We start from the raw sequence: 20,570 nt of genomic DNA, 5'->3' as shown, positions 1-20,570 counted from the left end.
TAGCGGTGGCGAGAGCTGCGGCGCAGGGCCGCCGCTGTCTTTATTTTTTGACCGCTTTATCCGCTTCCTTGGCGACAACCGGACGTTCAGCCAGTTTATGTTCAAGATAGTGGATGTTGGTGCCACCCTCGATGAAACGGGCGTCGATCATGAGTTCGCGGTGCAACTGGATGTTGGTCTGGATACCCTCGACCACCATTTCTGACAATGCGATCTGCATGCGCTTGATCGCCTGTTCGCGATTGGCGCCGTAGGAAATCACCTTGCCGACCATCGAATCGTAATGGGGCGGTACGAAATAACCGGCGTAGGCGTGCGAGTCAACCCGGATGCCAGGGCCGCCGGGGGCATGCCATGACAGAATTTTGCCAGGAGATGGCGTAAATTTGAAAGGATCTTCGGCGTTGATGCGGCATTCGATGGCATGGCCGGAGAGCTGGATATCGCGTTGACGGAAGCGCAGCTTTTCGCCGGCCGCAATACGGATTTGTTCCTGAACGATATCGATACCGGTGATCATCTCGGTAATCGGATGCTCAACCTGAACCCGTGTATTCATTTCGATGAAGTAGAACTCGCCGTTTTCGTACAGGAATTCGAAGGTGCCGGCACCGCGGTAATCCATCTTGCGGCAGGCTTCGGCGCAACGGTCGCCGATCTTCTCGATGATCTTGCGCGGGATACCCGGCGCAGGCGCTTCTTCGATCACTTTTTGGTGGCGGCGTTGCATCGAGCAATCGCGTTCGCCCAGCCAGACGGCGTTCTTGAACTGGTCGGCCAGGATCTGGATTTCCACATGACGCGGATTCTCCAGGTACTTCTCCATATAGACTTCCGGGTTGCCGAATGCGGCACCGGCTTCGGTCTTGGTCATGGTCACAGCATTGGCCAGTGCGGCCTCGGTGTGCACCACGCGCATACCGCGTCCGCCACCGCCACCGGCCGCCTTGATGATGACCGGATAGCCGATCTTGCGGGCGATCTTGACGATTTCCTTCGGATCGTCCGGCAATGCGCCTTCGGAGCCGGGAACGCATGGCACGCCAGCGCGGATCATGGCCTGTTTTGCTGAAACCTTATCGCCCATGAGGCGGATGTTGGCCGGGCGCGGGCCGATGAAAGCGAAGCCGGATTGCTCGACGCGCTCGGCGAAATCGGCGTTTTCGGACAAGAAGCCATAACCGGGATGGATTGCCTCGGCGTCAGTGACTTCCGCCGCGCTGATAATGGCCGGCATGTTGAGGTAGCTCAGGCTGGACGGCGCCGGGCCGATACAGACCGATTCGTCGGCCAGCTTCACATACTTGGCGTCACGATCTGCTTCGGAATGGACCATCACGGTTTTGATGCCCATTTCACGGCAGGCGCGTTGAATGCGCAATGCAATTTCGCCGCGATTGGCAATAAGGATTTTTTCAAACATAGTAAATGGTGTGTGCGTCGCTAAGAGTCAAGCGTTATCAAGCATTGGGCTGGCAATACGGGCGAGCTGCGGTGCGCTGCATGAGATGTTGCAAGCGAACCGGATGGCCCTGCATTGGCAACCAGAATGGCGACATCCGAACGATCCGGATATCGCCGGATAAATATTAGCCAATGATAAACAGCGGTTGGCCGAACTCGACCGGCTGGCCGTTCTCAACCAAAATCTTCTTCACTACGCCCGAAGCGTCGGCTTCGATTTCATTGAGCAGTTTCATTGCTTCGATGATGCACAACGTGCCACCTTCCTTGATTTCGGAACCGGCTTCGACAAACGGCGGCGTGCCGGGTGCGGAGGAGCGGTAGAAGGTGCCGACCATCGGCGATTTGACAATGTGGCCTTCCGGAGCCGCTGCGGCCTCAACCGGCGCGGCGACTGGAGCCGAGGCAGCTGGCGCTACCTGGAATTGCGCCGGCTGCTGATGCGCCTGTGGCTGCATCATGACAACCTGGTTCTGCTGGGATGCAGATGATTTGACGATGCGAACCTTGCTTTCGCCCTCGGTCACTTCCAGCTCTTCGATGTCCGATTCAGCGACCAGGTCGATCAGCGTCTTGAGTTTTCTCAAATCCATACACAATCCCTCAGAATATGTTGATATGTTGTTCTATAAATAGTGAAAATTTAAAGCAATTTTCATGTTTAGCCGTCGGATCCGCGCAGTGACAAACTGCTTGTCGCGCACGCGTGCGCGGCTGCGGAAACGCGTCAACAAATGTTAATAAATGCAAAATAAATACGCATTAACAAGCATTAATGGACATCAATGATGGGCATCATTGCGCGTCAACTATAGCAATAGTTTAACTAGAGTTTCTTGATCGCAAAATCAACCGCGGCGCGATAACCTTCCACACCCAAACCGCAAATAACGCCTACAGCCACATCCGACAAATAGGAGTGGTGCCGGAACGCTTCTCTTTGGTGGATATTCGAAATGTGGATTTCCACAAAACGGATAGCGACTCCCGCCAGCGCATCGCGCAACGCTACACTGGTATGGGTGAGACCGCCAGGGTTGATCACGATCGCGTCGATGCCCTCTGCCTTGGCCGCGTGGATACGATCTATCAGTGCGCCTTCATGATTGCTCTGGAAGCACGTCAGGCGAGCGCCAGCTGCGCTTGCCTGAGCCAGGGCTGCTTGTTCGACATCTGCCAGCGAGGTCAAACCGTAGACTTCTGGCTCTCGTGTACCCAGTAAATTCAGGTTGGGCCCATTGAGTAGAAGTATATTTTTTGCCATGGAGATAATGCTCCGTTTGACGACGATGGGCGCATTTTGCCGTCAAATGACGTTGACTGGCAAGAAAAAAATTGTTTTTGTGAAATTTCGGTGTGAATTTGTTAAATTTTTTTTTGTGGCTGATCAATATATTCAGAGCAATCCCAGGTCTTTGCGTAATTCATCAAATTTAATGCCACCAAGGTACATTTTCTTGACGGCTCCGTCGCGGCCGATCAAGACGGTGAACGGTAGCCCGCCGGCCTGATTGCCGAACTGGCGCAGTAACGCCGTAGCACTGCTGCCGGCAACATATAAAGGATAGGAAATCTTGTATTTGTCGGCAAATTGGGCAATGTTGTCTTGGGAGTCGATACCTATGCCGAGAATTTGAATGTTCTTGCCTGCTATTTCAGTTTGCAGCGCATTCAGTTCCGGCATTTCTTCCACACAGGGGCCGCACCACGTCGCCCAGAAATTGACAATCAGGGGTTTGCCTTGCCATTGCGCGAGCGAACCTACTTTGCCGCTCGCATCGGGCATCGATTGCGAAAACAAGTTGGCGACAGCGGCGTTTTCAGGCGCTGCGGGTGTATGGCGTTGTACGCCGAAATAAATACCGATAGCACAAAATAGAATAGCAATCGGGACAAATATCAAAATATTTCGTTTCATTAATCTTCTTCGTGGTTGATTAACATGCGTACCGCATTCAGGTCGGCGCGTTCGGCGCGTTTGCCTGGTGCGGCCTTGATATTACCGCGCAAATCGTCGGTTTCATACAGGGTTAAATGTATGCCTTCCCTTTTATACATGAAACTGACAGTTTCTACCGGATCGTTATTTCCGCCGGTTTTGAGGGGCGGGCTGGTTGATAGCTCAAACTGCACATTTTTGTTAAAAAGAAATATTTCGACGTCTTTCGGGCTATCGACAAACAAGTGCAGATGAATATCCGAATGTTGGCTAGCTGTGCCGTTGAGGACCGCGCCGGTAAGGTAAGGGTTAAATTGCGCCAGTTCGCTCATCATTTCGACAGCAAGTTGTCGTAGATGCAAAAGTCGTCCCGGTTGGGTATCGCCGAAGAATAAGTCGTTGTAGATACGCACTTCTTCTTCGATTTGAGCGTTATCTGGCAGGAATTCGCCGCGAACCCGTTTGTCGCCCAGGCACATTTTGACGGCTTTGCGCTTTGCGGTGCCATAATCGGCGCCATCTTCCGCGATCATGCGCGCCGCCGCTGCGGCAATTTCTGCGCGCAATTGTTCTAGTTCGGGAGAGAGATTAGATGCCATGAGCGCGATGATAAAGCGATTTTCAGTGAATGTGCGATTGTGTCGCAATTCAGGGCCTGACGTCGTCCGGAAAATTTCTAGACATCAGTTTATCGGTCAAACCGGCTGCTCAGGTAAAATCATGGTATTCCTCTCAGTAGATTAGTGAAACTCAAGAATGCATATTCATATCCTTGGCATCTGTGGCACCTTTATGGCCGGTTTGGCGGTGTTGGCTAAACAGGCCGGGCATAAAGTGACCGGTTGCGATGCCAATGTGTATCCGCCGATGAGTACCCAACTGGCGGCGCAAGGCATCGAACTGATCCAGGGCTTTGACCCGGAGCAGATCGAGTTGCAGCCAGATTTGTTCGTGATCGGTAATGTCGTCTCGCGCGGCAATCCATTGATGGAAGAGATACTCAACCGCGGGTTGCCATATGTCTCCGGGCCGCAGTGGATCGGCGAGCACATTTTGCGCGACACATGGGTCCTGGCGGTCGCTGGCACCCACGGCAAGACCACCACTTCAGCGATGTTGGCCTGGATACTGGAAGATGCCGGTTACGATCCGGGTTTCCTGATCGGCGGTGTGCCGATGAATTTCGGCATATCGGCCAGACTGTCGGGCAAGGGCGATGCGGCGGCATCTTCGTTCTTCGTCATTGAAGCCGATGAATACGACACGGCATTTTTCGACAAACGCAGCAAGTTTGTCCACTATCACGCCAAGACCGCGATCCTGAATAACCTGGAATACGATCATGCCGACATATTCCCAGATCTGGCGGCGATCGAAACGCAGTTTCATCATCTGGTCCGTACCGTGCCCGGTATCGGCCGCCTAATCGTGAATGCCCGTGAACCGGCGTTACAACGCGTGCTGCAACGCGGTTGCTGGAGCGAAAAAGAAATGTTCGGCGGCGCGCCGCAAGGCTGGTCGCTACAGACGCGCGATAACGGCGACTTTGAAGTCAGCTTCAATGGCGAGTTGCAGGGCGTGGTGCAATGGCAGTTGAGCGGTGAGCATAATCGCATGAATGGATTGGCCGCGATTGCTGCTGCCCGTCATGCCGGCGTAACGCCGGCGCAGGCGATTGCGGCGCTCGGCAGATTTGAAAACGTCAAGCGCCGCATGGAATTGCGCGGTACGGTGCGCGATATCGCGGTATATGACGATTTTGCCCATCACCCCACCGCCATCGCCACTACCGTTGCCGGCTTGCGCAAGAAAGTTGGCAAGGCGCGCATCCTGGCGGTGCTGGAGCCACGTTCGAATACCATGAAGCTCGGCGCCATGAAAGACGCGCTGCCGGGCAGCTTGAGCGAGGCCGATTTGGTGTTCGGCTATGACGCCCAAGGTAGCGGCAAGGAAGCGCTAGACTGGAACCTGAGCCAAGCGCTGCAACCGCTCGGCGACAAAGCGAGCGCTTACCATGATCTCGCACAACTGGCGGCGGCGATTGCCAAGGCCGCCAAGCCGGGCGATCAGGTGCTGGTGATGAGTAACGGTGGTTTCGGCGGTGTACATCAAAAAATCCTGACCGCCTTGTCTGGGTTGCAATGATTCTTTATCTGCACGGCTTTCGCTCATCGCCGCAATCTTTCAAGGCTCGCCTGCTGGCAGAACGCATGCAGCAGTTGGGGCGGGCAGATGACTATCTGTGTCCGCAGTTGCCGGCTTCGCCAGCGGCGGCGATCAGCCTGGCGCAAGACTGCATCAAGCATTGCCAGCCGGCCGACCTCACCTTGATCGGTTCCTCGCTGGGCGGCTATTACGCCACCTGGCTGGCCGAACAGATCGGTTGCCGTGCGGTTTTGTTGAATCCGGCAGTCCAGCCGCCGCGCGATCTGGAAAAATATATCGGCGTTAGCACCCAGTATCATTCGGATCAGCCGTTTGAGTTCAAGCGTGAGTACATCCCCGAGTTGCAGGCCCTGCAAATTGACCGCATCACGCGGCCCGAGCGCTATTTACTGATTGCCGCGACCGGCGACGAAGTGCTTGATTGGCGTGAGATGGTTGGTCATTATCCGCAGGCCCGGCAGGTGGTGATCGAGGGCAGCGATCACAGCATCAGCGAATTCGCCGCTTACGCCGACACCGTGTTAACGTTTTGCAGCATCCCGCTCAGTGCCGGTGCGGCCGGATCGGATGTCTGATGCTGCGCTCACTTACTTTTGCCAAATGGCATGAACACGCCAATGGCGTTGATCCATCGGATAACATGCGCGACTGGCTGACTGACCGCGCTTCGCTGACTTATAAGCTGATGGCGCATTGCCGGCAGTTCCGGGTACAGCGCCTGCGTCAGCAGCGTGCCATGTGCCTGGCCGACGAATGGCGGGCAATCGGTCTGCCGCGCCGCTTGCAGGTGCAGGAGCGTGATGTGCTGTTGCGTTGCGACGGTCAGCCGATGGTGTTCGGGCATACTGTGCTGGCGCTTGATGCGACGACCGCCGAATGGCCTTTTTTTTGTGCGTTAGGTGAGTGCTCACTCGGCACTACGCTGTTCGGTGACCCACTGGTGGCACGCGGCCAGTTGCAATTCGCCCGCCTGCATGGCAATCATCCGCTGGTGCGGCGCATGGGCCTTGCGACCGGCACTGACGGTGTTGCATGTCCGCTGTGGGCCCGGCGCTCGGTTTTTCGTCGCCGTACCGGTGTGATGCTGGTGACGGAAGTGTTTTTTCCGGCAATCCACGCGTTGCGGCGGGTCCGGCCCGATCTCAAAGTAGTGCCTTCGGCAGCAGACGTTGTTGGCGCGACTTTCAGGCATAGCTCTCCGGAGCTCCGATCATCATCATTTGGCGCTGTTAAGTAACAGTCAGGTAACAGTTAGGTGGCGGTTAAGTAACAGGTTGGCAATTCGCAACTAAGCACAGAGTGCTGACAGCGCTATCATCAGTAATCCATACGTAAAGCATGCAATGAATCTATTTTTTGAAGAGTCCGGCGACTTTAAAGCAGGTGCAATACTGTCGCAGCAAGGCGAGGCCTATCAGGTCGAGCTTCCTTCGGGCAAACGTAGCAAGGTCAAATCCAAAGATGTACTGCTGCAGTTCAGTACGCCGGCAGCGCAGGAATTGCTGGAGGAAGCACAACGTATCGCGCAGGAGATTGAACTGGATTTCCTGTGGGAAGTCGCTGGTCAGGAAGAGTTTGGGTTTGCCGAGCTGGGCGCTGAATATTTCGACCACGCGCCGCTGCCAACAGAGGCCGCAGGTTTACTGTTGAGCTTGCAGACGGCGCCGATCTATTTTTACAAAAAGGGGCGCGGACGTTACAAAGCCGCGCCAGAGGCGTCGCTCAAGGCAGCGCAAGCCGGCATCGAAAAAAAGAGGCAGCAGGCCTTGATTCAGGCGCAATACGTGGAGCAGCTCAAGGCCGGGCAGTTGCCGGACGTGATGAAACCGCTGGTACTGCAATTGCTGTTCAAGCCGGACAAGAACAGCATCGAATATAAGGCGCTGGATACGGCCTGTAATGAATTGCAGACTTCGCCGCAGCGCCTGATGCTGAAGGTTGGTGGAATTGCATCGGCCAAGCAGTTGCATCTGTCGAAATTTTTGCTGGAGTTTTTCCCCAAGGGCGCCGGTTTCCCCAAGATCACCATTCCGGCGGTGGCCGAGTTGCCGCTGGCGACAGTGCAGGCGTTTTCCATCGACGATGTGACCACCACTGAAATCGACGATGCGTTGTCGGTGCAGACGCTGGCCGATGGCAATATCCGGGTCGGCATTCACATCGCTGCACCGGGGCTGAGCATCAAGCGCGGCGATGCGCTTGATACGATTGCACGCCAGCGCATGTCAACTGTGTATATGCCGGGCGACAAAATCACCATGCTGCCGGATGAACTGGTCGAGGCCTTTACGCTGGCAGAAGGCAGGAACTGCCCGGCGCTGTCACTTTACGCCACCCTTGATCCGCACGACTGGAGTGTGATTGGTACGGAAAGCCGCGCTGAACTGGTGCCGATTTCGGCCAATCTGCGCCACAACGCGCTCGATGAACTGGTGACCGAGGAAAACCTTACCAACGATGCCGGCGATTATCCGCACAAGGCCGAGATTGCCGTTTTGTGGAAATGGATACAGGTGTTGGAGCAGGGGCGGATGGCCAAGCGTGAAAGTTTCGGTCTGCGGCCCGAGCAAAACAACCGCGTCGATTTTAATTTCTATGTGGAAGAGGATGTCGCCACCATCGCTCGTCGCAAGCGGGGCGCGCCGCTCGACAAGATCGTCGCCGAGCTGATGATCTTTGCCAACAGCAGTTGGGGCAAATTGATGTCCGACCACGGCGTGCCGGGCATCTATCGCGCACAGGGCGGTGGCAGCGGCGGCTGGGCCGCCAAAATGCAGGTACGCATGGTGACGCACGCAGCGCCGCATCAGGGCTTGGGTGTGGATCAATATGCGTGGAGCACCTCGCCATTGCGTCGCTATACCGATCTGGTTAATCAATGGCAGATCCTGGCATGTATTGAAGGCGGTGTCGCGGCGCCGCTGGTGGCGCCGTTCAAGCCACGCGATGCCGATCTGTTTGCCATCGTCTCGGGCTTTGATGCGGCATATTCAGGGTACGGTGATTTCCAGTCAGACATGGAGCGCTACTGGTGCTTACGCTGGTTGGGACAAGAGCAAGCGCGCCAGGTCGAGGCGGCGGTGCTGAAAGACGAGATATTGCGATTGGTGGAAATTCCTCTGCTTATAAAACTGCCGGGCATGCAGCCGCTGGCGCGCGGCACCCAAGTCAAGCTGGACATACTGCGTTGGGACGAGGTCGACCTGACGGTCGAGGCGCGTTTGCTGCAAGTGTGTGCGGCGCCGAATGCCGATACATCCCAGCTTGAGGATGCAGAGGATGGTGAGGGTGGTGAGGTAGAAGGTCGGCAAGGTGGCGACCAAGATAGTGGGGAAGTGGCGGCAGCCTCAGAACTGCCGCCGGCCGATCAGTCTGGCACGGCGGACCTGCCGGATGACGCTGGCATGCGCCAAAAAATCCAGCCGCAGGCCGATTGATCTATCGGCAAAACGACAGGGCAACTGTAAATTTCCCGTTGAAATGTCGCTTTGTCGTAGAATCCTTTTTCTTCCTTACAGCGACTTTTGGCTCACGCGTGAAATCCATTTTTCAACATCGAATCCTGATCGGCGCCATTGTGGCGTCGGTTGTCGCTCACGCTGCGTTGCTGGCAGTGCGTTTTACGACGTCTGACGCGTTCAAATTGAAGCCGACCGATCCGACGCTGGAAGTCATTCTGGTCAACGCCAAACACAGTACCAAACCAATCAAGCCGGAAGCGCTGGCACAAGCCAATCTGGATGGCGGTGGCAATGCCGATGCCGGGCGTGCCAAGTCGCCGCTGCCGGATTTACGCAAATCCGAGGACGGCGACAACCTGATGGCAACCAAGCGTCGCATCGAGCAGCTAGAACAGCAACAGCAACAGATGCTGGCGCAGATGCACAAGGAAACAGCATTAAGGTTGGCCGCTAATAGTGAGCAGAACAAGGTCAGTGACAACACGCCAAAGCCCAACGGTAGCGACCTGATAGAGAGCGCTAAGGCGATCGCCCGCAAGGAAGCAGAGATATCGAAGAATATCGACGATTACAATAAACGGCCGAAAAAGACGCAGATCACGCCAAGTACGCGCGCGGTTGGCTATGCGGCTTATTACAAGGCATTTCAGGATCGTGTCGAGAAGCTGGGGACGCTGAATTTCCCCAAAAAAAATGGCCGCAACCTGTATGGCAAGCTGGTGGTGTATATCCCGATTTATCAGGATGGTTCGATCTACACCAAGGAAGGCGGTCCTCGTATAGAACGCGGCTCAGGCAATCCTGATCTGGACAGCGCGACCTTGAAAATCATTGAGCGTGCGGCGCCGTTCGGACGTTTTCCAGAGAACAAGCGCAGCAGCGGCAAGGAAGATGTATGGGAATTGATCTCAACTTTTGAGTTCACCCGTGAAGGCTCGCTTGAGGCGAAACTGATGGGAGACCACAATCAATGAACGATACCGGCTCATTCGCCCAATACGTGGTGATCGGCAATCCGATTGCACACAGCAAGTCGCCTGAGATCCAGACGCGCTTTGCCGCCGACACCGCGCAGGATCTGCGCTACGGACGCTTGCTGGCGCCGTTGAATGGCTTCGCCGCAGCGGTGCAGCAGTTCATCGCGCAAGGTGGCAAGGGTGCCAACGTCACCGTGCCATTCAAACTGCAAGCATATGCGCTGGCGAGTAGCCTGACCGCCCGCGCCAAGGCTGCCGGTGCCGTCAATACGCTGAAATTCGATGGCGCCGATATACTCGGAGATAACACCGACGGGATTGGTCTGGTCACTGATATTGCGCGCAATGCCGGCTACGATCTGGCGGGGAAAAAAATCCTCTTGTTAGGGGCCGGCGGTGCTGCACGCGGTGCCATGTTGCCGTTGCTTCAATCCGCTCCGCTACAACTGGTGATTGCCAACCGTACGCCTGCCAAGGCAGACGAGCTGATACAGAAATTCCAGCCGTGTGCGCAAGGATGCGCTCTGACCGCCTGCGCTTTTGCCGATCTGCAGCAACCGTTCGATCTCGTCATCAATGCGACATCAGCCAGTCTGCAGGCAGATGTGCCACCGATTGCGCCGCAGGTGTTCGGCGCGGCGACGCTGGCCTACGACATGATGTACGGCAGGCAGCCGACGCCGTTCATGCAGTTTGCCGCGGCGCAGGGTGCGCAAGTACGTGACGGTCTCGGCATGCTGGTTGAGCAGGCTGCCGAATCTTTCTTCGTCTGGCGCGGCGTGCGCCCGCGCACGGATGCAGTCTTTGCGGCACTGCGGGCGCAGTTGTCGTAACTCCTTTCATTACCCAACCCAAGCGACCCTGTCCCCAACCGATCACGCAGGAAATCAGAATGAAATCAGTAGGCAAAATAATACTGCGCTTACGCATGCTGCTGATTGCCGCAATCTTGCTATTGCAAGTCTATTTTTTCGTTCAGATCTGGTGGTGGGTGGATCATAATCCGAGCTCCACCAGCTTCATGCGACAACGGCTCTCCGAGTTGTGCGAGACCGTGCCAGAGGCTCAGCTGCAATTCAAATGGGTGCCGTATGCGCGTATCTCAAACAACCTGAAACGCGCCATCATCGCTGCCGAAGACGCCAATTTTTCCGAGCATGACGGAGTGGATTGGAATGCATTGCAGAAGGCCTATGAAAAGAATGAAAAAAAGGGCAAGGTGGTGCGCGGCGGTTCCACGATTACTCAGCAACTGGCGAAAAATCTTTTTCTGTCGGGCCAGCGCAGTTATTTGCGCAAGGGGCAGGAACTGATCATCACCTACATGCTTGAGTTTTGGATGGACAAAGAGCGCATCTTTGAGATTTACCTTAACGTGGCGGAATGGGGTAATGGCGTCTTCGGCGCCGAAGCGGCGGCTCAGCATTATTACAAGACCTCTGCCGCCAACCTCGGCGCCAGTCAGGCCGCGCGGCTCGCAGTTATGTTGCCGAGGCCGCGCTTCTACGATAAAAACCGCGGCTCGGCATATCTTTTGCAGCGCACCGGATTGATTTTACGACGCATGGGATCGGCAGAATTGCCTTAGAATGCGGGCTTGCCCGAGGTTGTTTAAATTGCCGTGAATTTGAATTTTCCCGACGTAAAAACTGAAGAGCACTTTTTCTGAAAAATCTGTCCGCGAGATAAGCATGATCAATGTATTTGTATTGCAAAACGGCCGTTTAAACCAGGTCAACATCGAGAGTCATAGTGACCTGGAAAAAGTGCAGCCGGTATGGGTCGATCTGACCGAACCTAACGATCAGGAGCGGGCCTGGGTCAAGAGCATTTATGGTGTGACATTGCCGGGCGAAGACGAGGTCAAGGATATTGAAGCCTCGGCGCGCTATTACGAGGCGGAAAACGGCGATCTGCACCTGCGCACCGATTTTCTTTTTGAAGAAGATGATGGGCCGTCGTCCACCGTGACGGTAGCCTTTATCCTGGCGCGCGATATTCTGTTTTCAGTGCATGGCGAGGATTTGCCGGTGTTTCGTCTGGTGCGGATGCGGGCGCGTTCGCGGCCGGGATCGATCGGCGATTACAAGGACGTGCTGCTCGATCTCTATCAGCCCGATGCCGAGTATTCTGCCGATGCGTTAGAGGGCGTCTACCAGAAGCTCGACGAGGTGAGCCAGCGGGTACTGCAAAAGAAACTCACCGATCAGGATGCCGCCGAAGCGCTCAGCGCCATGGCGCATGAGGAAGACTTGAACGACAGCATCCGCCGCAACATGATGGATACACGGCGCGCCGTCAGTTTTCTGATGCGCGGCAGTTTGCTCAATGTGGATCAGTTTGAGGATGCGCGGCAAATCTTGCGTGACATCGAATCGTTGGACGGCCACACCGCGTTTTTGTTCGATAAGATCAACTTCTTGATGGACGCCACTGTCGGCTTCATCAACATCAACCAGAACAAGATCATCAAGATTTTCTCGGTGGCTTCGGTGGCGTTTCTGCCACCCACCCTGATCGCCAGTATCTACGGCATGAACTTCCGTTTCATGCCGGAGTTCGAATGGCAATTCGGCAATTCGGCAATTCGGCAATTCGGCAATTCGGCTATCCGCTGGCGCTGGTGCTGATGGTGTGTTCGGCCATTAAGCCGTTCTGGTATTTCCGCCGGCGCGGCTGGCTGAACTGAGAACCGCTTAGACGACGCACCAATCGCGTCGGCCTCGTCATTCCCGCGAAGGCGGGAATGACGAGGCGCCTAAAACGTTATGTAGCGAATTTTTAAGTAAGTTGCGCAAAGGCGCCGCGCGCCGCTGCCACGGTTGCTTCAATCGCCGCGTCGTCATGCTGTGCCGAGACAAAGCCTGCCTCGAATGCCGATGGCGCCAGATAGACCCCGACCTCAAGCATCGCATGGAAGAATTTGTTGAACAAATCCTTGTTCGATTGCATCACGGCTGCGTAGGTGCCGGGCACCGCCTGGGCGAAATATAAACCAAACATGCCACCGATAGCATCGCCGACGAACCTCACGTCGGCGTCTTTAGCAGCCTGGTTCAGGCCGTTGACCAATTTCGCGGTCTGCGCCGCCAATTTGTCGTAGAAGCCCGGCTCCTGAATCAGCTTGAGCGTGCTCATACCCGCCGCCACCGCGACCGGATTACCGGACAGGGTACCGGCCTGATAGACCGATCCCAGCGGTGCCATATGTGCCATCAAATCGGCCCGTCCACCGAATGCCGCCACCGGCAAGCCGCCGCCGATGACCTTGCCCAGCGCGGTGATGTCCGGCGCAATGCCATACAACGATTGCGCACCGCCGAGCGCGACCCGGAAGCCGCACATGACTTCATCAAAAATCAGCACGGCGCCATATTGGGTACACAGGCGGCGCATGGTTTGCAGGAATTCCGGCGTTGCACGCACCAGGTTCATGTTACCGGCGACCGGCTCGACAATCACGCAGGCGATCTGGTCGCCCATGTTCTTGAACGCATCTTCCAGCTGTTCGGTGTTGTTGTAGTCCAGCACCAGGGTATGCTTGACGAAATCTTCCGGCACCCCGGCCGAAGTTGGATTACCGAAAGTCAGAAGGCCGCTGCCAGCCTTGACCAGCAGCGAATCGGCGTGGCCGTGGTAACAGCCCTCGAACTTAACGATCTTGTCGCGGCCGGTGGCGCCACGCGCCAGACGCAGCGCGCTCATGGTCGCTTCGGTGCCGCTGGAGACCAGGCGTACTTGCTCGATCGATGGCAGCAGCTTGCAGATTTCTTCGGCGATCTCGATTTCGCCTTGGGTCGGGGCGCCGAAGCTCAGGCCGCGCGCTGCCGCGTCCTGAGCCGCCTTGATCACGGTCGGATGGGCGTGGCCGACAATCGCCGGCCCCCAGGAGCCGATGTAATCGATGTAGCGACGATCATCGGCATCCCAGAAATAGGGGCCTTCGGCGCGGCTGATGAAACGCGGTGTGCCGCCGACCGAACGGAAAGCGCGTACCGGGGAGTTGACGCCGCCAGGCGTGGTCAGTTGAGCGCGGGCAAAGAGGATGTCGTTGTTGGATTTCATTTTTTATTTGCGGGACAGAGTTGCAGAGCCACCGCCACGCGGCGAATTACATTTTCCTGCGACGCTGCCCTCAACGGATTAAATAAAACGGTTAAATTGCAAAAAATATTAGAGAAATTGAAAGTTGGTCAGGCAAGTCCGCGCACAAAGACGGATCGAAAAATTAAGAAGAACTTCCCGCATCTTCATCATCCGCGCGCAGCCCTTCCTCGCGCGCCCAGAAATAACGATCCGGAATCAGTTTTCCCATCCCCAGCCGTTGTGCCGCCGTCACTGCCGCCAACGTGAATTCCTGCGCTTCAGAGACTGCCTCCGGTACGTCCAGTCCGTTGGCCAGCATGGCCGCGATGGCTGCGGATAAAGTGCTGCCGGCACCAATGAAAGAACCCGAAATGCGCGGCCACTGGTCTTGGCGCACCACGCCGGTGTCGTTGAACAGGGTGTTGCCGATTTCAGCTGCTGAGGTTGGGGTTCCGGTAACGAAAAGATACTCACAGCCGAGTTCGATGATGTGCATCGCATCCACGCCGAGCATCTCCTCGGTCGATGGTTCGCGCCAGGTTTCGGCCAGGCGCGCCAGCTCCACCGCCGACAGCAGCATCACGGTAGTTTGCGGAATCAGTAATTCGCGGATCGCGATCAGCAAGTCCTCGCTATCCTGACCCTGATCCGGCATGGCCGATAGAAAAGGGTCTAGAATCAGTGGGATTTCAGGATAGTCGGAGACGATTTCGGCAATCACCGAGACGCTCTCGATGCTGCCGACGGCCCCCACCTTGAAAGCCGCCACCGGCATATCTTCGAGCATCACGCGGGCTTGGTCGGCGACCCAGTCGGCGTCGATTTGCTGAGTGTCTTCGATACGGGCGGTGTCGCCGATCAGGATCGAGGTAATGACCGACAGGCCGTGACAGCCCATCGATGAAAAAGTGGCCAGATCGGCCTGAATGCCGGCGGCACCGACGGGGTCGGCAACACCGAATGTCAATATAAGGGGAGAAGTTTGGTTTTGCACGGCGGGTAGATTAAGATGTCTGACTTTGCATTTTACTTGATTGAAGGGTCACTGCTGTGAGCAATAACGAAACTACCAAGACAGAGTTCAAAACCTGGATGTGTCTGATTTGCGGCTGGGTCTATGACGAAGAGGCAGGTTTGCCTGAAGAGGGCATTGCACCGGGCACACGTTGGGACGACTTGCCAATGAACTGGACCTGTCCAGAGTGTGGCGCACGCAAGGAAGATTTTGAAATGGTTGCTATTTAATCTCGAATAGCGATTTTTCATCTTGCAGGAATGCCAAGTTAATGTTCGAAGTTACAAAAATAATTGAACTTTAGGCTCTCCCTGCAAGAAACATTGTTCTAAGGAATGTCTTTCTTTGTTACAGTGTCGCGATAGATTTATTTGGATTGAATGAGACGATTTCATGACAACATCACTTGGCGGCGTCAACCTGAAGGTAATGGTGATCGACGATAGCAGCACAATTCGGCGTTCCGCAGAGATTTTTCTTAGCCAGGCAGGCTACCAGGTGGTGCTTGCCGAAGATGGTTTCGATGCCTTGGCTAAAGTGAACGACCATAAGCCGGCGCTGATTTTTTGCGACATCCTGATGCCTCGTCTCGATGGTTATCAAACCTGCGCACTGATCAAGAAAAGCGCTAAATTTCATGCTACGCCGGTGATCATGCTCTCATCCAAAGACGGCTTGTTTGATCGTGCCCGGGGGGCGATGGTCGGTTCCGACGAATATCTTACCAAGCCATTCACTAAAGACAGCCTGCTCAAGGCCGTGCGTCAGCATACTCAAGCTGCCGACGGCGCAATGACGACTAATGTCTGAGGCGTTGTTCGATTTGAAATAATTTGACGTTACTGTAAAGTAATTAGAGGTTGAAAATGGCCATACAAAAGATTCTTATTGTCGATGATTCGCCAACCGAGCGTTATTTCCTGACCGATATCCTGGCCAAGGCCGGTTACTCCGTTTCGACTTCCGAAAACGGCGATGGCCTGATCGACAAAATCAAGGCAGACAAGCCGCAGCTTATTCTGATGGACGTGGTGATGCCCGGGCAGAATGGATTTCAGGTGACGCGGTCGATTACCCGCGACGACGATACCAAGGACATTCCCGTCATTATCTGTAGCAGCAAGGGCCTGGAAACTGACCGCATCTGGGGGTTGCGCCAAGGTGCTCGTGATTATCTGGGCAAGCCGATCGATCCCAAGGAACTACTGGCAAAAATCGCCGCGCTTGGTTAATGCGTGCTGGAGTTCTCGGTAATTTTTGGTGTTTTAAGCTGATTTAACGCTATTTAATTCCATTTAAGGCCGTGAGCATCAGCCAGATTCACGTCACATGAGCGCTCAATCAATATGACCCAATCATCCTCGCATCTACCCGCTGAATCGCCGCCTTCAACGCCGCTGTCGCTCAATAAAGTGAATCCTGATGCGGACTCGCGTCGCACCCGTCTGCGGGAATTCCAGTCGCATTTACTGGAGCGGATGCAGGCCGCACGCAGTGGCGCGCAGGCTCAGGAAAGCCAGCTTGGCGTGTTAATAAGGCAGAGTCGGTGGTTGCTGAGCTTGCAAGAGGCTGGCGAAATTGTAGCGGTCGATAATATTTCTCGCGTGCCGCTGACCCATGACTGGTTTTTGGGCTTGAGCAACGTGCGCGGCAACCTGATTAGCGTGATCGATTTTGCGCGCTTCCAGGGACAAGCTTTGACGCAAATTGACAAGGAATGTCGGATTGTGGCTTTTGCGCCGACTTTTCGTTCGGTAGCGGATTGCTGGTGTCGCGCGTGCTGGGGCTGCGCAATGTCGCCCTGATGAGCTTGCAGCCTGCGCAATCGCTCGATAGCAGCGCTGCCAGGCGTTATGTCGATAGCGAGTCACAGGTCTGGACTGAGTTGAGTGCGGCCCGGATTTTGCAGGACCCTCGTTTTTTACAAGTAGGTTTATGAGTCCTAGGCGCTGCTGCGCTCGCAGCAGTATCCGGTGGCGGCGAATTTGCAATTAGGAGATTCTGTAATGGCATTCAAACTACCGTCTTTATCGAGGGCGGCGAAGGAAGAGCAGGGGGAAGCCGGCGATCGCTTCGTGCTGGATGGATTGATACATGATCCTGAACAGACGGTCATGTAGGAACGCTTCATTCCCGAACCTCCGGCACCGACCAGCGTGCCGCTGTCTGCTCCTCAGTCTGCCCCTCAGTCTGCGCCATTTGCTGATCATCCGGAGGCGTTCAGAGACGCCGTTGCTGGCGCTGATGCCGGGATGGATGCCGGGACTGACGCGGAGAGTGATGATGGTGTCGCCGCTGCAACTGTCACGGCAGCCGATGCCGCCAGCGCCAGCCCGGACGGCGTGCCGCTGCCGCTGATTGGCAAATTGCCCCAGCAAAAGCAGATTCGTCTGTTGTTGATCGTACTTGGCTGTGGTCTGCTGCTGACTATTATTTTCTTGTGGTTGAGCGCCAGAAGTTCGACCATCAGTTCGACTCAGACCCAGATTGCCGGCGATGCGCTGATGCACTCGCAGCGTATCGGTAAGGCGACCCCGAACGCGATTCAGGGTAATCCTGAGGCGTTTAAGCAGTTGGCAGACAGTCGCAAGGAATTCAATCGGGATCTGAGTATCCTGATCAACGGAGGCGACTATAAGGGCCATGACGTCGGCACGCCGAGCGTGCAAATGCAAAGCAAACTGAGCGATGTCAACAAGATCTGGTCGAATACCGACAAGGCTGCAGAGACCATCCTCAAGCTGCAAAAAGAATTGACCAGCTTCGGTGTAACGCTGCAAAAGCTCAATGGCATCTCGCCCAACCTGCTGGATTTGTCGGAGCAGATATCCACGCTGAAAACTCAGGGCGGCGCAACGCCGCGTGAAATCGCGGCATCGTCGCAGTTGGTCATGCTGACTCAGCGTCTTGGGCGTAGTGCAAATGAATTCCTGACCTCCGAAGGGGTTAATCCGGAAACTGCTTTCCTGCTGGGTAAAGATACCAATACATTCCGCGATATCGTCAACGGTTTCTTGAACGGCAGCGATGTCTTGCGCCTGTCGGAAAGCAAGAGCGAAGAAGAGCGCAGCAAGCTGACAGAGTTGGAAAAGAGCTTTGCTGAATACCAGGAATCGGTAGCATCGATTCTCGGCAATATGCAGAATTTTGTCTCCGCCAAGCAATCCGAACAATTGATTTTTACCGAGAACGAAACGCTGAAGCAGCGTTTAAGCGCTCTGCAGGATACTTATCGCGACGCCCAGGATACCCAGAGCATCTGGTTCTGGCTGATGTTGCTGGCCGCCCTGGTGACTTTGCTGGCCGCAGCGGGTATCGCCTGGGTGCAGGTGCAGGATGGTCGTCGCCGTACCCACGAAGCTGAGGTACGCCGGATGGAAGCAGAAGAACAGCGTCTGCAGGCGATCAAGCAGGAAGAAGACGCCAGCAACGCCAACGATCAGAACCAGGCCGCGATTTTGCGCTTGATGAATGAATTGCAGGAAGTCGCGGACGGCGATTTGACCGTGCAGGCGACGGTATCCGAAGACATCACCGGCGCGATTGCCGATTCGGTCAACTATACCGTGGAAGAACTGCGTGGGCTGGTTGGACGGGTTACGACAACGGCGCAACAGGTGACGATTGCATCGGACCAGGCGCAAAGCATTTCGATCGAACTGCTGGCGGCGTCGCAACGGCAGTCGCGCGATATTCAGGAAACCACGCAAGCGGTTCTCGACATGGCGACCCAAATTACCGATGTTTCCAAATCGGCCAGCGAATCAGCCGAAGTGGCGCGGCAGTCGGTTAGCGCCGCGGAAGAGGGCGCCAAGGCGGTGGAAAATGCGATTTCAGGCATGAACGAAATCCGCGAACACATTCAGGAAACCTCCAAGCGCATCAAGCGGCTGGGTGAGTCGTCACAGGAAATTGGTGAAATTACTGAACTGATTTCCGATATTACAGAACAGACCAACGTGCTGGCGCTGAATGCGGCGATCCAGGCGGCATCGGCGGGCCAGGCCGGCCGCGGATTTTCGGTGGTTGCGGAGGAAGTGCAGCGCCTGGCTGAGCGTTCAGGCGCTGCGACCAAGCAGATCGGCGCACTGGTGCGTACCATTCAGACCGATACCCACGATGCGGTGGTGGCGATGGAGCGTTCCACTCAGGGTGTGGTCGAAGGGGCGAAACTGTCCGATGCGGCCGGTGCGGCGTTGTCGGATATCCGACGCGTTTCAAACCGCTTGGCGGAATTGATTCAAAGCATTTCTTCCACCACAGAGCAGCAGGCCAACTCCGCAAATGGCGTGGCTACCAACATTCAAAACATTCTTTCAGTGACGGAAAAGACACGTGAAGGTACGCGTCAGACGGCGTTGTCGATTCGTGAGCTGTCCAAACTGGCAGAAGACTTGAAGAGCTCGGTATCGCGTTTCCGCGTAACCCACTAATGGGTGTGCCGACCTGGCCGGTCTTGGTTTTCCGAGGTCGCCCTTGGTCGGCAGCGGTTGCGATCTGCCATGAGGTGCGACCGCGGCAACCGTGGCAACCGCGACAGCCGCTTCCCATTAGTCTGCTCTGCTTGGGCCGCTATGCATGCGCTTAATCCAGATTGACCACTCCCTGATTCCATGAGGCAGTCATGACCACCGAATTTTCCAGTTTCACGGCGCATTCGCAAGATTCGCCGGCGGCCCATCTCGATACCGGACCATTGTCATGGGTGATGAACGAGATTCGCGAGGCGTTCGGCCAGTCCGGCAATGCCTTGTCGAAAGCAGTCGATCCAGCCACGCTTGCCGCCGGCGACGATCAGTCCACTGCCTTACACCATGCCAAAACCTATCTGCACCAGGCGCATGGTGCGTTGCAGATGGTTGACATCGACGGCGTCACCATCATTACCGAAACCGCAGAAGAGATTCTGGAACGTGGCGAGTCCGGGCAAAAAGCGTTGACCGCACAGCATGCGCAAACCGTTCGCAGTGCTTACCAGGCGCTGATCGAATATCTGGACGAATTGTTGGTCGGCCGCGTCCATCAGTCGGTACGTTTGTTCCCGTACTACCAGTCCTTGCTGGAAATTCGTGGGGCCGAGAGAGTCCATCCCGCCGATCTGTTTTTTCCCGATCTCACCATCCGCCCTCATTTCCCTGAGGCAGAACAGGTCACGCCAGTGGAGGCTGCAGCCTATCTGCCGCTACGCAAACGTTTCGAGCGCGCCTTGCTGCCATTCCTCAAAAGTGCCGACAATGCTGTGGAACTGGAAAACGCCGGCCTCATGCGAGACGTGCTCAGCGAAGTTGAACAGATGCAGAGCAACCAGCAATGCCGCGCATTCTGGTGGGTAATATGTTACGGCTGACCGAAAATTGACCCAGCAAAGGGCATAGTGCTGATTCAAAATTGACCCAGGTGTTCTACTTGTCCTGTCTAATTTTTAGGCAGGAGATATAAGGTGATCACCATGGAAATGTTAG

General features: G+C 55.6%; 20 protein-coding genes and 1 pseudogene. 14 read left to right on the top strand and 7 right to left on the bottom strand.

Going from position 1 to position 20,570, the window contains the following annotated elements:
• Positions 1-40: 40 nt before the first annotated feature.
• From accC to ACIQ0R_RS02035, 5 genes are all read right to left on the bottom strand, one after another.
• Positions 41-1,423, bottom strand: coding sequence for an acetyl-CoA carboxylase biotin carboxylase subunit (gene accC, locus ACIQ0R_RS02055; RefSeq protein WP_395823196.1), 1,383 nt, complete (start codon positions 1,421-1,423; stop codon positions 41-43).
• A 166-nt stretch (positions 1,424-1,589) separates the two neighbouring features.
• The gene (gene accB / locus ACIQ0R_RS02050) at positions 1,590-2,057 is read right to left on the bottom strand and encodes an acetyl-CoA carboxylase biotin carboxyl carrier protein (protein WP_395823194.1); all 468 of its coding nucleotides are present in this window, start codon (positions 2,055-2,057) and stop codon (positions 1,590-1,592) included.
• Between the two features lie 233 nt (positions 2,058-2,290).
• Positions 2,291-2,728, bottom strand: coding sequence for a type II 3-dehydroquinate dehydratase (aroQ, locus tag ACIQ0R_RS02045; RefSeq protein ID WP_395823192.1), 438 nt, complete (start codon positions 2,726-2,728; stop codon positions 2,291-2,293).
• 132 nt (positions 2,729-2,860) lie between these two features.
• A complete protein-coding gene (locus tag ACIQ0R_RS02040; RefSeq protein ID WP_395823190.1) occupies positions 2,861-3,382 on the bottom strand; it encodes a TlpA disulfide reductase family protein in 522 nt (173 codons plus the stop codon).
• Positions 3,382-4,002 (bottom strand): hypothetical protein, encoded by a 621-nt coding sequence (locus ACIQ0R_RS02035; protein ID WP_395823188.1) that lies wholly within the window; start codon positions 4,000-4,002, stop codon positions 3,382-3,384. The genes ACIQ0R_RS02040 and ACIQ0R_RS02035 overlap by 1 nt, the downstream gene beginning before the upstream one ends.
• A 157-nt stretch (positions 4,003-4,159) precedes the next feature.
• On the opposite strand from ACIQ0R_RS02035, the gene mpl reads away from it, so the two are divergent.
• The 8 genes and pseudogenes from mpl to corA all read left to right on the top strand — a co-directional run bounded on the left by mpl (position 4,160) and on the right by corA (position 12,696).
• Positions 4,160-5,548 (top strand): UDP-N-acetylmuramate:L-alanyl-gamma-D-glutamyl-meso-diaminopimelate ligase, encoded by a 1,389-nt coding sequence (gene mpl / locus ACIQ0R_RS02030; protein WP_395823186.1) that lies wholly within the window; start codon positions 4,160-4,162, stop codon positions 5,546-5,548.
• The gene (locus ACIQ0R_RS02025) at positions 5,545-6,144 is read left to right on the top strand and encodes a YqiA/YcfP family alpha/beta fold hydrolase (protein WP_395823184.1); all 600 of its coding nucleotides are present in this window, start codon (positions 5,545-5,547) and stop codon (positions 6,142-6,144) included. Before mpl ends, ACIQ0R_RS02025 begins: the two co-directional genes overlap by 4 nt.
• Entirely contained in the window at positions 6,144-6,806 is a 663-nt protein-coding gene (locus ACIQ0R_RS02020; RefSeq protein WP_395823182.1) for a chorismate--pyruvate lyase family protein, read from the top strand. Before ACIQ0R_RS02025 ends, ACIQ0R_RS02020 begins: the two co-directional genes overlap by 1 nt.
• A 106-nt stretch (positions 6,807-6,912) precedes the next feature.
• On the top strand, positions 6,913-9,006 hold the full coding sequence (locus ACIQ0R_RS02015; RefSeq protein WP_395823180.1) for a ribonuclease catalytic domain-containing protein: 2,094 nt from the start codon (positions 6,913-6,915) through the stop codon (positions 9,004-9,006).
• Between the two features lie 98 nt (positions 9,007-9,104).
• A complete protein-coding gene (locus tag ACIQ0R_RS02010; RefSeq protein ID WP_395823178.1) occupies positions 9,105-10,004 on the top strand; it encodes a TonB C-terminal domain-containing protein in 900 nt (299 codons plus the stop codon).
• On the top strand, positions 10,001-10,840 hold the full coding sequence (gene aroE / locus ACIQ0R_RS02005; protein ID WP_395823176.1) for a shikimate dehydrogenase: 840 nt from the start codon (positions 10,001-10,003) through the stop codon (positions 10,838-10,840). Before ACIQ0R_RS02010 ends, aroE begins: the two co-directional genes overlap by 4 nt.
• A gap of 59 nt (positions 10,841-10,899) precedes the next feature.
• Positions 10,900-11,595, top strand: a complete 696-nt coding sequence (gene mtgA, locus ACIQ0R_RS02000; protein WP_395823174.1) for a monofunctional biosynthetic peptidoglycan transglycosylase — start codon at positions 10,900-10,902, stop codon at positions 11,593-11,595.
• Between the two features lie 103 nt (positions 11,596-11,698).
• A pseudogene (corA, locus tag ACIQ0R_RS01995) lies at positions 11,699-12,696 on the top strand (magnesium/cobalt transporter CorA).
• A gap of 92 nt (positions 12,697-12,788) precedes the next feature.
• Here the strand turns inward: corA and hemL are convergent.
• Positions 12,789-14,072, bottom strand: a complete 1,284-nt coding sequence (hemL, locus tag ACIQ0R_RS01990; protein WP_395823172.1) for a glutamate-1-semialdehyde 2,1-aminomutase — start codon at positions 14,070-14,072, stop codon at positions 12,789-12,791.
• A 163-nt stretch (positions 14,073-14,235) separates the two neighbouring features.
• Positions 14,236-15,087, bottom strand: coding sequence for a hydroxymethylpyrimidine/phosphomethylpyrimidine kinase (locus ACIQ0R_RS01985; protein ID WP_395823170.1), 852 nt, complete (start codon positions 15,085-15,087; stop codon positions 14,236-14,238).
• A 98-nt stretch (positions 15,088-15,185) separates the two neighbouring features.
• Here ACIQ0R_RS01985 and ACIQ0R_RS01980 point away from each other — a divergent pair, with 98 nt between their 5' ends.
• The 6 genes from ACIQ0R_RS01980 to ACIQ0R_RS01955 all read left to right on the top strand — a co-directional run bounded on the left by ACIQ0R_RS01980 (position 15,186) and on the right by ACIQ0R_RS01955 (position 20,455).
• Positions 15,186-15,338: a rubredoxin gene (locus ACIQ0R_RS01980; RefSeq protein WP_395823210.1), complete on the top strand. Its 153-nt coding sequence runs from the start codon at positions 15,186-15,188 to the stop codon at positions 15,336-15,338.
• Positions 15,339-15,501: 163 nt separating this feature from the next.
• Positions 15,502-15,918 carry a PleD family two-component system response regulator gene (locus ACIQ0R_RS01975; protein ID WP_395823168.1) on the top strand — a complete coding sequence of 139 codons (417 nt, stop codon included), beginning with the start codon at positions 15,502-15,504 and terminating at the stop codon, positions 15,916-15,918.
• 56 nt (positions 15,919-15,974) lie between these two features.
• Entirely contained in the window at positions 15,975-16,340 is a 366-nt protein-coding gene (locus ACIQ0R_RS01970; RefSeq protein WP_395823166.1) for a PleD family two-component system response regulator, read from the top strand.
• 114 nt (positions 16,341-16,454) lie between these two features.
• Positions 16,455-16,913, top strand: coding sequence for a chemotaxis protein CheW (locus ACIQ0R_RS01965; protein ID WP_395823164.1), 459 nt, complete (start codon positions 16,455-16,457; stop codon positions 16,911-16,913).
• 447 nt (positions 16,914-17,360) lie between these two features.
• Complete coding sequence (locus tag ACIQ0R_RS01960; RefSeq protein ID WP_395823162.1) at positions 17,361-19,541, top strand: methyl-accepting chemotaxis protein; 2,181 nt, start codon at positions 17,361-17,363, stop codon at positions 19,539-19,541.
• 191 nt (positions 19,542-19,732) lie between these two features.
• On the top strand, positions 19,733-20,455 hold the full coding sequence (locus ACIQ0R_RS01955) for a hypothetical protein (RefSeq protein ID WP_395823160.1): 723 nt from the start codon (positions 19,733-19,735) through the stop codon (positions 20,453-20,455).
• Positions 20,456-20,570: the final 115 nt, after the last annotated feature.

The sequence above is a fragment of the Collimonas sp. genome, assembly GCF_044339385.1.
Taxonomy (GTDB): Bacteria; Pseudomonadota; Gammaproteobacteria; order Burkholderiales; family Burkholderiaceae_D; genus Collimonas.
This window is presented reverse-complemented; position numbering and strand designations above follow the sequence as displayed.